Below are 12,335 nucleotides of genomic sequence, written 5' to 3'. Positions count from 1 at the left end.
GTTTCCAGGGGCCGGTGGGCCGAGGGTGGTTGTGTTCGACGCCCTGCGGGGACGCCCCGGCACACACCCGACCCCGTCCGGCCCGGCGGGTACCCCTGAGCTGGGGAAACGCCCTAGACCGGCCGGACTGTCTCGACGGTGCCCGCGAGCCGGGCGCGTTCGGCGGCCAGTACCGTCAGGTGGCTGATCAGGGACTCCCGCGGGCCGGACTTCACCAGGCCCTGGTCGCCGGTGGCGACGGCGGCGACGAACGCGGCCATCAGCCCGGCGTCGCCGCCTCCGTGGCCGCCCGCGGCGTCCATCGATCCGCCGGTGGTCAGGTCGATCTGCTCCTCGGTGCGCGTGAGGAAGTCGTAGAGCATCAACCGCTTTCCGTCGCCGCGCAGTTCGCCGCGGGTGCCGAAGACGCGGGTCTGGCGGTCCGCCGATTCGGTGAAGGCGGTCATCGTGAAGGTGGCGGTGGCTCCGGAGGCGAACTCCATGGCCACCACCTGGTGGTCGACCACGTCGTTGTCGCAGGCGTACACGCACCGCCCGTACGGGCCCTCGCGCAGCGCCGTCTCCAGGGCCTGCGGGGCGAACTCGTCCACGACCACGCCCAGCGGCCAGCCTCGTTCACCGCGCGCGAGCCGCTCCCCGTACTCGCGCTTGGCGGAGTACGCGCAGGTGGTCTCCACCGTGCAGTCCAGACAGCGGTCGGCGGCGCCGGCCGGCCTGTTCTCCGGCCGGAAGTGCGAGAGGCGGCCGAAGCTGGAGACGCGTACGGGCGGCTGCCCGAGCACGTACTGCAGCCAGTCCAGGTCGTGGCAGGACTTGGCCATCAGCATGGAGGTGGCCTCGTCCTCGCGCCGCCAGTTGCCCCGGACGAACGAGTGGGCCTGGTGCCAGAAGCCGACCGGTTCCAGGTGCTGGACGCTGACGATCTCGCCGAGCGCGCCCGAGTCGACGACGCGCTTCAGCGCCTGGGTATAAGGGGTGTAGCGCAGGACGTGGCCGACCGCGAAGGTCACCCCGGCCTCCTCCACCGCCGCCACGATGCGCCGGCACTCCTCCTCGGTGAGCGCCATCGGCTTCTCCAGCATGATGTGGTAGCCGAGCGCGGCGAAGGCCAGGGCCGGTTCCAGGTGGTCCCGGTCCAGGGTGCAGATGAGGACCGCGTCCGCGATCCGGCCGCGGGCCGCCAGCTCCCGCCAGTCCGCCACCGCCGCCCCGGGGTCCAGGGCGTGGTCGGCCGCGAACCGGTCCCGCCGGATCCCGCGCGGCTCGGCCACCGCGACGACCCGGGCCCGGCCCGGATGGGCCAGGGCCCACCGGGCGTGACCGACGCCCCGGTCTCCGGCGCCTACCACTGCGAGCGTGACAACCGAGGACATCCGACCTGCTTCCCGAACCGGCGACCGACGCCGCGAAGGTAGCGACCCGCGCGGCGCGCGGGCAAGGGTGCGGCTCAGCGCATCGTGGCGGCCCGGTCCTGGCGGTACGTCGCCACGAGCGCGAGGCACAGCCCCGCGATGGCGACCCGCCCGGACGCCTGGAGCAGCGGCCCGCGCAGCAGGATGAAGGAGTACCCCGCGACCAGCGGGACCACCACCGAGATCAGGCTCCCGGGCGGGGACCGCCGGGTGGCGCGCTTCGCGTAGCGGCGGTCCACGCGGGCGGAGGCGTAGCCGATGCCGAGCAGCCCGGCCCCCATGCCCAACGGACCGAAGTCGAGCCAGAGTTCCGCCCAGATCGGGGAGGACAGGTTGGTGTTGACCGTGCCCATCCACTGGCCGACCATCACGCCCGTGTCGCGCGGCTTGCCGGGCCACACGGCGCGCGGCACCGCGAAGAAGACCGATCCCGCGAGCTGGCGCCCGTAGAAATGGCCGGGGCCGGAGTTCGAGAAGGTGATGGTGTTCGCGAACATGCCGATCTGGTCGTAGTCCTTGAGCGCCATGGGCTCCAGGAACGACGTGGTCTCGACCGGCTTGTAGTTCTTCTCGTCGTAGCGGAAGCGGTCCGCGAACGGGAAGACGAGCAGCGCGACGATCACCGCCATGGACAGCGCCACCCGGTACATCGCGGCGCTCACCGGGAAGACGGTGAACAGCAGCGCGAACAGGACCGTCAGGAACCAGTAGCGCGGGTTCGAGATCGGGTTGTTGACGACCAGGTTGAGGACCGCGAGCGCCGCCCAGGTGACGATGACCGACACCTTGCGGCGGGCGAACTTCGAGGTGATCAGCCAGCGCGTGTACAGCAGCAGCGAGAGCAGCGCCGGTACGGTGCCGAAACCGCGCAGCAGCGCCTGCCCGGCCTGGCCGTCGCCGTCGGAGATGCCCGCTTCCTGGATGCCCGCGATGATCTCCTGGCGGCTGGAGAAGAACACGGCCGGGCCGCCCAGCTTCATGACGAAGACGGCGCTGCACAAGAAGGAGACCGCGGTGAGCAGTTGCAGGCGCCGCCGGTGGGCCATGACCGGGCGCGAGGCCTTCTGCGAGCCGCCCGCGCGGCCGGTCGGCCGGTGGCGGGCCAGCAGGGCGCCGACGTCGAAGGCCAGACAGCCGAGCAGCACCAGCCCGATGGCGACGGTCAGATCGGAGCGGGGGCCGACGACCGGCGTCGGAACCCTGCCGAGGACGGCCTGTGCGAGCGGTGCCACGCCCATGGCCATGTAGACGAACAGCCAGAAGGAGCCCTGGAGCAGTTTGCGGCGGCTGGTGAGCACCATCGCGGAGAGCCGGGCGCCCGCGTACATGGTGAGCAGGAGCTGCAGCCAGAAGGCCGCGTCGCGCCGGCCCTCGCCGGTCTGGACGGCGACGAACAGCGGCAGGAAGACGGCGAATCCGAGGGCGAGGGGAACGGACAGCGCGCGGGAGAGAAGGGTGCGCGGGGTGGTGACCCTGCCCCACTGCCGCTCGTCCCCGGCGGCCGGCGGCGCGGGCGCGGAGGGGGGCTCGTGCACGTCCGTTGCCACTGCCGCCCCCAGCCCATGTGCCTGATCCGCGCGCAGTCTAGTCTGGGCGCGCGGCGCCAGGGGAGGCGCCGGGGTGGAGACGATCGGGGCTTTTCGTTGCGTGACCTTCCTGCCTTCACGCTGGCCGGATACGACAAGGGGCGCGGGCTGTTGACGCAGGCGCTCTGGTTCGCCGTCATGAACACGCTGTTCATGAGCTGGTTCTGTCCGGCACGGCTGCGGGTCGCGCTGCTGCGGGCCTTCGGGGCTCGGGTCGGCGAGGGCGTGCTGATCCGGCACCGGGTGCGGGTGCTGTGGCCCTGGAAGCTCACCGTCGGGGACCACACCTGGATCGGCGAGGGCGCCTGGCTGTTGAACCTGGAGCCGGTGACGATCGGCGCGAACGTGTGCCTCTCGCAGGAGGCCCTGCTGTGCACCGGCTCGCACGACCACCGGGCCGCCGACTTCCGCTACCGCAACGCGCCGATCACCGTCGAGGACGGCGCGTGGGTGGCGGTGCGGGCGACCGTGCTGGCCGGGGTGACCGTGGGGCGCTGCGCGGTCGCGGGCGCGGGCGCGGTCGTGCACCAGGACCTGCCGGAGCTGACCCTGCAGACCCAGGACGGGCGGCGCCGCCCGGTCGAGGAACCGAAGTGAGTACGGGTCCGGGCCTGCGGGTCCTGCACGCCGTCACCCTGCACTCCCCCTCGCACGCCTTCGGCGGGCCGGTCCGGGTCGCGCTGAACCTGGCCGAGGGGCTGCGGGCGCGCGGCCACGAGGCGCGGCTGCTGGCGCTCGGCGAGGGCTTCGGCAAGCCGTGGCCCACGGAGGTGGAGGGGGTTCCCGCCAAACTGTTCCCGGCCCGGCGGCTGCTGCCGCTCGGCTTCAGCGGGATCACCTCGCCCGCGCTGCTGGCCTCGGCCGGCCGCCTGGTGCGGGAGGCCGACGTGGTCCACGTCCACCTGGCGCGGGACCTGGTGACCCTGCCGGTGGCGCTGGCCGCGCTGCGGGCCGGCAAGCCGCTGGTGCTGCAGACCCACGGCATGGTGGACCCGAGCGGGAAGCTGCTGGCGAAGGTGCTGGACGCGGTGGCGGTACGCCGCCTGCTGCGCGGCGCGGACGCCGTGCTGTACCTGACCCCGTACGAGCGGGAGGGCCTGGAGGCGGTGGTGGGCGCCGTGCCGCTGGCGCGGGCCGTACGGCTGGTGAACGGGACCCCGGCGCAGGAGCCGCGGCCCCCGCTGGGCGGCCCGCCGCGGATCCTGTACTCGGCGCGGCTGCAGGCCCGCAAGCGGCCGGTGGACTTCGTGGACGCGGCGCCGGCGGTGCTGGCCGTGCACCCGGACGCGCGGTTCGTGGTCGCGGGCCCGGACGAGGGCGAACTGGCGGCCGTACGCGCGCGCATCGCGACGCTCGGCCTGTCGGACCGCTTCACGGTGCCGGGGGCGCTGTCCAGCGAGGCCGTACGGACGGAGCTGCGGCGCGCCGATGTGTACGTACTGCCGTCGGTGGACGAGCCGTTCCCGATGTCGGTGCTGGAGGCGCTGGCGGTGGGCGTGCCGGTGGTGCTGACGCACTCCAACGGGCTGGCCAAGGATGTTGCGCGGGCGGGAGCGGGGCGGGTCGTGGACCCGGGTGCGGAGGGGGTGGCCGCGGCGGTGCTCGCGCTGCTGGACCCTGCGGCCAACGGGGCGGCCTCGCGCGCGGCGCGGGTGCTGGCGGCGGAGTCCTTCTCGATGGACGCGGTCCTGGACGAGTTGCTGCCGGTATACGAGCGGGCCCTGCGGGGCTGACCCCACCCCGCCCTAACGCCGGCGAGAATCCAGCCCCTCCGGCGTTTGAGGAGCGGGGGTCCGGGGGCTGGCCCCCGGCAACGGCGCCGCGCCGAACCAGCCCGGAGCGGGCCGGGCCTTACGCGGGGATCCAGGCGTAGCAGCCGGACGAGGTGAACTCCGCCGTGCCCGGGGGGATCGCGGCCGTGATCCCCGTGCCCGGCTGCGGCGCCGCCTCGGGGCTCGCCGCGAGGACCGAGCCGTCCTTGCCCTTCGCCTCCCACTTGCACGTGGCGGCCTGGGTCAGCGCCCGGTACGTGCCCGCCGCAGGCGACTGGCGGGTGCCGTCGGGGAAGCCCTTCTCGGCCGCCGCGAGGATCGGCTTCTGCTCCGGGCACAGGAAGGTGATGGCGTCCTTCGCGCCCGCGATCTCCCCGGCGATGACCGATCCGGTCGCCGCGTCCTTGTCGCGCTTCGCCGTGCGCTCCACCCGATCGCAGGCCTCCTGGCCGCTCTGCAGGACGGCCGCCGGGTCCGTCTTCTCGGGGACCCGCCCGCTCAGGTACTGCTTCTCCTGCGCGGTGAAGGTGCCCGTCTTCGGGGTGAGCTTCGCGTCGGGCAGGACCGGGCCGGTCGGCTTGGCGTTCGGGTCGGTCGACGGCGCGGGGGTGTCCGCCGGTTCGGGGGCCGCGGAGGCGGCCGGGTGCTGGGCCTTCGGCTGCGCGCCGGAGTCGGCCTTGCCCCCGTCCGAACTGCAGGCGGTCAGCGTCAGGGCGGCGGCCAGCAGGACAGCAGCCGCTGCGGAGCGTCGGTACATCGGGTGGCTCCCGTACTTACGTGCTGGTTGGGACAGGGGTGCGGGGCCCGGCCGGGTGTGGCCGGGCCCCGCTCCTACGGCTACTTCGCGCCGAAGGTGAGCACCAGCTGCGGGGCGCCCTCCGCCGCGGTGGACTCCGCGGACCAGAGCCACAGCGGGTCGGTGCCCGTGCTGGTCAGGGCCAGGCTGTAGCTGCTGCCCAGCGCCGCGGAGAGCGTGGCGGTGTCCAGCGTGACGTTCTGGACCGCGGAGCCGTCCGGCACGCTCGCGATGCTGCCGAGCGAGGTGGTGCCCAGGGTGGGCTTGGTGTTGAAGGTGGTGCCCGCGCCGCTCCAGGTACCGGTGACCGGGACCACGGACACCTTGTCGGCGGTGCCGGCGCCCGGCTGCGTCGTGGTCTTGAACTGGAGGGAGGCCGACTTCAGGACCTGCCCGGCCGGGGCGGCCGGGAGGCTGAAGCGCATGTACGTCTCGTACGCCGAGGTGCCGCGCACCGCGAGCGAGGCGGAGGTGCCGTATGCGGCGCTCGGGGCGCCCTGGTTGATGTAGGTGTCCTCGGTCGGCTTGACCGTGGAGACCGTGTCGGTGGGGACGCCGGCCAGGTCGAAGTGGCTCTTGACCTGGGCCTGGGTGAGCGCCGACGGGTAGACGGCCGTCTCGTCGAGCTGGCCGGCCCAGTAGTTGCTCGTCGGGCGGTTCGGCCAGCCGGCGAGGTTGTCGCCGCCGGCGTGCCAGTAGCCCGCGTAGGCCGGCGAGCCGGTCACGTTCAGCGTGCCCTTGCTCTGGCCGTCGACGTACAGGGCCATGCCGCCGGGGCCCTGGGTGCCGACCACGTGGTGCCACTTGTTGTCGTTGTACGTGTCGAGCAGACCGGTGGTGATGGTCTTGGCCCCGCCGCTGTAGACGCCGAAGACCAGACGACCGGTGTTGGTCATGTAGATCTGCTTGTCGTACGTGCCGCTGCTGCGGGTGGTGTTGTTGCCGAAGCCGATCAGCTTGCCGCCGCGCGTGGTGTTCGTCTTGAACCAGGTCTCGACGGTGAAGGCGTTTCCGACCGTCTGGCGGTGGTCGCCGTACACCTGCTGGCTGGTCCCGTTGAAGCCCATCGCGGTGCCGGCGCCGGAGATGGCGCCGGGCGACTGGCGCAGGGCCGGGGCGTTGTACTGCAGACCGCTGGTGTTGCCGCTGGTGGAGGAGTCGGCGACGTACGGGCTGACGGTGTCGTCGTAGCGCCAGTACAGCTGGGCGCCGTCCGCGCGGACCTGGTTCGGGTACGCCTGGACCGCGGTCGGAACGGTCACCGAGGCGGTGGCCGACAGGGCGCTGGTGTTGCCCGCGCCGTCGGTCGCGGTCACGCGGTAGGTGTACGTCTGGCCGGCCTTGACCGTGGTGTCGTTCCAGGAGGCCTGGGGGCGCTCCCACTCCAGGGAGCTCGCGGTGACGGTGGCGATCGGGGTGGCCGAGCCGTTGCGGTAGATGCGGTACGTCAGCTTGCTGTCGTCCGCGTCGTAGCTGGTGCGCCAGCGGACCTGGGCCTCGCCGGGCTTGACGCTGCCGGCGCTGGCCACCGGGGTGGTGGGGGCGCCGCGGTCGCCGGTGGAGGCGAAGCGGGTCAGGCCCTGCTGCGGCTTGCCGTTGATGAGGGTGAACTCACCGCCGACCCACATGTACTTGACGTCGTTCTTCTCGGCCACGGCCATGACGCGCGGGCCGATGCCCTCGCCGATGCCGTCGTTGGCCGTGGGGTGCCAGCCGAGCTTGCCGGGGCTGCGCACGAAGCCGTCGACGGGCGCGGGGGCGGCGCCTTCCCAGTGGGTGCGCTGGGCCAGCAGGAAGTTCCGCTTGCCGTCGGGGAACTCCAGCTCGGTGGAGCAGTCGTGCGCGTGCGAGGAGCTGTACAGCACGCCCTGGTACGGAAGGACGAACTGGGTCGCGCCGAGGCAGCGGTCGCGCCACCGCTCGCTGAAGTCGCTGAGGTTCAGGGCGATGCGGCCGTCGAAGACGCCGCCGCCGGAGCCCTCGTTGCCGGTGTAGAAGCCGCCGTTGTCGTCGGTGGAGATGTCCTTGACGACCGAGTTCGACGGGATGTTGGTGTAGGTCTTGGTGACGGCGCCGGTGCCGGCGTCGACCACGGCCAGGGCGTGGCTGGTCTTGCCGTTGACCGTGAAGAAGTCGCCGCCCAGCAGCACGTTCTTGCCGTCGGGGGTGACCTCGACGGCGCGGCCCGGCTCGTCGACGTCGGCGACGAACGGCTTGACCGCTCCGGAGGCCGCGTCGACCGCGGCGAACCGCTCGCGGGTCTGGCCGTCGACGGCGTTGAAGTCGCCGCCCGCGTACAGGGTGTCGTCGCTGACGGCGAGCGCGCGGACGGTGGCGGGGAAGCCCGGGTGGAACGAGGCCTTGGGGGTGCAGCTCGCGATGTCGATCGCCGCGAGGCTGGAGACCGGGGTGCCGTTGACCGCGCCGAAGGAACCGCCCGCGTAGAGGGTCTTCTTGTCCTTCGACACGACCAGTGCGCGCACGGTCGCGGTGCCGTCGCTGATGGTGAAGGCCAGCTTGCAGGAGGTGGGGTTGCCCGTCGCGGCGTCGAGCGCGGCGAAGTTCACGGCCTCCTGCTCGGTTCCGGCGGTGCCGTCCGGGGGGCGCACGGCGGAGAAGGTGCCGCCGGCGAAGACGGTGCCGTTCGCCTCGGCCATCGCCCAGACGATGCCGTTCGGCTGCCAGGTGGGCAGCTCGTCGGCGGTGAAGGCCACCGGCGGCGTGATGGCGGACGCCGCCGGCATCAGCACCAGGCCTATGCCGGCGCCCGCACCGGCCAGTGACAGGACGAGGGCAGCAGTCAGCCCTCTGGATCTACGCATGAGCCCCCCAGGGCAACGGCCCGGTTTGATGGCTGGAACTGTCCGAACAGCCGTATGTACAGCCGCACACTAGGGCTCGCGAATCGGCCCGGTCACCGTGCTTGACCCATTGCATACCAACTTGGAATCAACGGGTTCCGCAGGGCGGGTGCACTCCGGACATACGGCAGGCATGCCCCCGGTCGTACCTGACGGTGTGACCGGGACACGGCAAATCGTAGGTGAAATATATGGGTTCAGCGGTCGATGCGGACCGTCGCACCGGCCAGTTGGTCCTCGACATGGCGGACGTCGGCGTCGACCATGATGCGGGCCAGCTCCGCGACCATGACCGTCGGCTTCCAGCCGAGCAGCCGCTCGGCCTTGGAGGCGTCCCCGATCAGCGCGTCGACCTCGCTCGGGCGCTCGTACTTGGGGTCGTAGCGCACGTGCTCGTTCCAGTCGAGACCGGCGTGGTCGAAGGAGGCCTCGACGAACTCGCGGACGGTGGCGGCCACTCCGGTGGCGACCACGTAGTCACTGGGCTCGTCCTGCTGGAGCATGCGCCACATGGCGTCCACGTACTCGGGGGCGTAACCCCAGTCGCGGACGGCGTCGAGGTTCCCGAGGTAGAGCCTGTCCTGGAGTCCGGCCTTGATGCGGGCGACCGCGCGGGTGATCTTGCGGGTCACGAAGGTCTCGCCGCGGCGCGGGGACTCGTGGTTGAAGAGGATCCCGTTGACGGCGAACATGTCGTACGCCTCACGGTAGTTCACGGTGGTCCAGTACCCGAACACCTTCGCGGCGCCATAGGGGCTGCGCGGGTGGAAGGGGGTCCGCTCGTTCTGCGGGGGCGGGGTGGCGCCGAACATCTCGGAGGACGAGGCCTGGTAGATGCGGGTGTCGACACCGCTGGCCCGGATGGCCTCCAGGAGGCGCAGCGCGCCGAGGCCGGTCACGTCGCCGGTGTAGAGCGGGGCGTCGAAGGAGACGCGGACGTGCGACTGGGCGCCGAGGTTGTAGACCTCGTCGGGTCGTATCTCGCGCAGCAGGTTCACCAGGGCGACGCCGTCGGCGAGGTCGGCGTGGTGCAGGACGAAGGACCGGTTGGCCGTCTGCGGGTCCTGGTAAATGTGGTCTATGCGCTCGGTGTTGAAGCTGGAGGACCGCCGCACGAGCCCGTGCACCGTGTAGCCCTTGGAGAGCAGCAGCTCGGAGAGGTACGAGCCGTCCTGTCCCGTGACGCCGGTGATCAGTGCGGTCTTGCCCATGTGGTGCCCCCTGGGGTGTGTTGCTGCTCGTCGCTGGTCGGCGCTGGTCGTGGCGCCGAGCGGGCTGTCCCCCCGCCCCGGCGCCTGCGCACCTGTCCCTGAGGACAGGATGGGTACCGTACAACCAACTCCCGCCCGGCGTCCGCACCCCCGCCACTCCCGCCACAACGGGCTGGCATCATCGGCGGTATGACACGTACGCCTCTCCTGCCCCCGAACGCCCGCGTCTTCGTCGCGGGACACCGCGGCCTCGTGGGGTCCGCGGTCGCCCGTCGGCTGACCGCCGACGGCCACGAGGTGCTCACCCGCGGCCGCGCGGACCTCGACCTGCGGGACGCCGCCGCGACCGGGGCGTACCTGAAGGACGTCCGCCCGGACGCGGTCGTGCTGGCCGCGGCCAAGGTCGGCGGGATCATGGCCAACAGCACCTACCCGGTGCAGTTCCTGGAGGAGAACCTCCGGATCCAGCTCAGCGTGATCGCCGGCGCGCACGCCGCGGGCGTCGGCCGGCTGCTGTTCCTCGGATCGTCCTGCATCTACCCCAAGCTGGCCCCGCAGCCCATCCACGAAGACGCCCTGCTCACCGGCCCGTTGGAGCCGACCAACGAGGCGTACGCGCTGGCGAAGATCGCCGGCATCGTCCAGGTCCAGTCGTACCGCAAGCAGTACGGGGCCTCGTACATCTCGGCCATGCCGACGAACCTCTACGGTCCGGGCGACAACTTCGACCTGGCGTCCTCACACGTGCTGCCCGCCCTGATCCGGCGGTTCCACGAGGCCGCCGCGGCGGGCCGCGAGGAAGTCACCCTGTGGGGATCGGGCACCCCGCGCCGGGAGTTCCTGCACGTGGACGACCTCGCGGCGGCCTGCGCGGTGCTGCTGGAGTCGTACGACGGCGACGAGCCCGTCAACATCGGCTGCGGCGAGGACCTGACCATCAGGGAACTGGCCGAAACGGTCGCCGAGGTGACCGGCTTCCGCGGCCGGCTCGCCTGGGACACCTCCAAGCCGGACGGAACCCCCCGCAAGCTGCTGGACGTGGGCCGTCTGACCTCGCTCGGCTGGAAGCCCGGCATCCCGCTGCGCGACGGCATCGCGGCGACGTACCGGTGGTGGCTGGGCGGGCAGAGCGGCTGAGCCCGCCCGGACCGTTCAGTACGCTCCGCGACCGTCGACCACGGCGCGGAGCGTGCGGCCCATGACGTCGACGTCACTGGTGAAGGACCAGTTGTCGACGTACTGCAGGTCGAGCTGGATCGTTTCGTCCCACGACAGGTCGGAGCGCCCGCTGATCTGCCACAGCCCCGTCATCCCGGGCCGCACGGCGAGCCGGCGCAGCTCGACCTCGTCGTACTTCGCGACCTCCTCCGGCAGCGGCGGTCGCGGGCCGACCAGCGACATGTGGCCGGTCAACACATTGATCAGCTGCGGCAGTTCGTCCATCGAGGTGCGGCGCAGCAGCCGGCCCACGCGCGTCACACGGGGGTCGCGGCGCATCTTGAACATCAGGCCGTCGTTCTCGTTGGCCCCGGACAGCTCGGCCTTCTGCGCATCGGCGTCCACGACCATCGTGCGGAACTTCCACATGGTGAACGGGGCCCCGCCGCGGCCGACGCGCCGCTGCCGGTAGAAGGCCGGGCCGCGCGAGCCGAAGCGGATGGCGAGGACGATCCCGAGGAAGAGCGGCGCGAGCAGGACGAGCCCGGCCGCTGCTCCCGCCCGGTCCAGGGCGGACTTGAGCAGGGGCTGCACGCCCCGGCTGACGGGCGGCGCGACCCGCAGTACGGCGAGCCCGCCCGCGGAGAGGGTCTGCAGCCGCTTGACGGAGATCTCCACGAGCCCCGGGAAGACGGCGAGTTCGAGTCCGGCGTCGTGCAGGGCCCAGGCGACCCGGCGCAGCCGCTCCCCCGCGATCCGCGCCCCGGGGGCCACCAGGACCAGGTCGGCGCGGAGGCCGCCGACGGCGCCGAGCACGGCGGCGGAGTCGCCGTTCGGGGCCTTGGGCATGTCGGCGCCGAGCCGGGCGGCCACGGGCACCCCGCTGCCGAGCGGGCCGTCGCCGACCGGGACGACGCCGACGACGACGTACGGGTGGTCGGTGCGCGAGGCGAGGTGCGCGATCACGTCCTCGGCGGCGTCGGGCTCGCCCACGACCAGGACCCGGCTGACGGCCTGGGCTTCGCGGCGGGCGGCCGACAGATGACGGTACGTCAACTTGTGGCAGGTGACGGTGATGAGGAGGGTGGGCAGCAGCGCGGCCAGTGCGGACAGCCGGGGCGTGTGCTCCTCGGTCACCACGCGGGCCACGGCCAGCACGCCGATCAGAATCAGCCAGTCGTGTACGACGGGCAGCACTCCGCGGGACTCGCCGAGGACCCGGGTCGCATAGCGCCGGCGCAGCGCCTGCACGCCGGTCCACGCGAACGCGGCGGCGAGGGCGCAGGCGAGGGGTCGTACCTGATGGGCCGCCCGGAAGGCGAGTCCTACGGGTACGGCGGCTCCCAGGAAGTCGGCGACGAGGGCCGCGGGCAGGTACCACCGGGCCTTGTCACCGAGGCTCCGCGCGGGCACCAGGGTGCCACGGGCCGTCCTGGCCACTCTTTGCTCAGGAATATGGACATGCCTCATGGGCCCCCCTGGCACGTGGTCTACGACAGTGGCGAGCGTCCGCGGCTTCCCCAGGCAACGGACATCTCA

General features: G+C 72.3%; 9 protein-coding genes. 3 read left to right on the top strand and 6 right to left on the bottom strand.

Annotated features, from left to right (window positions below; genetic code table 11):
* Positions 1 to 113 precede the first annotated feature (113 nt).
* Positions 114 to 1,373 (bottom strand): Gfo/Idh/MocA family oxidoreductase, encoded by a 1,260-nt coding sequence (locus AB0O21_RS04265; protein WP_365165983.1) that lies wholly within the window; start codon positions 1,371 to 1,373, stop codon positions 114 to 116.
* Positions 1,374 to 1,447: 74 nt separating this feature from the next.
* Positions 1,448 to 2,959 (bottom strand): hypothetical protein, encoded by a 1,512-nt coding sequence (locus AB0O21_RS04260; protein WP_365165981.1) that lies wholly within the window; start codon positions 2,957 to 2,959, stop codon positions 1,448 to 1,450.
* 96 nt (positions 2,960 to 3,055) lie between these two features.
* Here AB0O21_RS04260 and AB0O21_RS04255 point away from each other — a divergent pair, with 96 nt between their 5' ends.
* Together AB0O21_RS04255 and AB0O21_RS04250 are read left to right on the top strand one after the other, a co-directional pair.
* Complete coding sequence (locus AB0O21_RS04255; RefSeq protein WP_365165978.1) at positions 3,056 to 3,595, top strand: WcaF family extracellular polysaccharide biosynthesis acetyltransferase; 540 nt, start codon at positions 3,056 to 3,058, stop codon at positions 3,593 to 3,595.
* A 14-nt stretch (positions 3,596 to 3,609) separates the two neighbouring features.
* A complete protein-coding gene (locus AB0O21_RS04250; protein WP_365166384.1) occupies positions 3,610 to 4,731 on the top strand; it encodes a glycosyltransferase in 1,122 nt (373 codons plus the stop codon).
* A 118-nt stretch (positions 4,732 to 4,849) separates the two neighbouring features.
* Here the strand turns inward: AB0O21_RS04250 and AB0O21_RS04245 are convergent, their stop codons facing one another.
* The 3 genes from AB0O21_RS04245 to gmd all read right to left on the bottom strand — a co-directional run bounded on the left by AB0O21_RS04245 (position 4,850) and on the right by gmd (position 9,638).
* The gene (locus AB0O21_RS04245) at positions 4,850 to 5,527 is read right to left on the bottom strand and encodes a hypothetical protein (RefSeq protein ID WP_365165976.1); all 678 of its coding nucleotides are present in this window, start codon (positions 5,525 to 5,527) and stop codon (positions 4,850 to 4,852) included.
* Positions 5,528 to 5,607: 80 nt separating this feature from the next.
* Positions 5,608 to 8,388, bottom strand: coding sequence for a LamG-like jellyroll fold domain-containing protein (locus AB0O21_RS04240; protein WP_365165974.1), 2,781 nt, complete (start codon positions 8,386 to 8,388; stop codon positions 5,608 to 5,610).
* A 236-nt stretch (positions 8,389 to 8,624) separates the two neighbouring features.
* Entirely contained in the window at positions 8,625 to 9,638 is a 1,014-nt protein-coding gene (gene gmd / locus AB0O21_RS04235) for a GDP-mannose 4,6-dehydratase (RefSeq protein WP_365165971.1), read from the bottom strand.
* Positions 9,639 to 9,827: 189 nt separating this feature from the next.
* Here gmd and AB0O21_RS04230 point away from each other — a divergent pair, with 189 nt between their 5' ends.
* Positions 9,828 to 10,775 (top strand): GDP-L-fucose synthase, encoded by a 948-nt coding sequence (locus tag AB0O21_RS04230; protein WP_365165969.1) that lies wholly within the window; start codon positions 9,828 to 9,830, stop codon positions 10,773 to 10,775.
* 15 nt (positions 10,776 to 10,790) lie between these two features.
* Here the strand turns inward: AB0O21_RS04230 and AB0O21_RS04225 are convergent, their stop codons facing one another.
* Positions 10,791 to 12,266 carry a sugar transferase gene (locus AB0O21_RS04225; protein WP_365165966.1) on the bottom strand — a complete coding sequence of 492 codons (1,476 nt, stop codon included), beginning with the start codon at positions 12,264 to 12,266 and terminating at the stop codon, positions 10,791 to 10,793.
* Between the last annotated feature and the right edge of the window lie 69 nt (positions 12,267 to 12,335).

Origin of the sequence: Streptomyces sp. NPDC091371 (assembly GCF_040684275.1) — a bacterium.
Lineage (GTDB): Bacteria > Actinomycetota > Actinomycetes > Streptomycetales > Streptomycetaceae > Streptomyces.
Note: the sequence above shows the minus strand (reverse complement) of the source record. Positions and strands in the feature narration are given on the sequence as shown.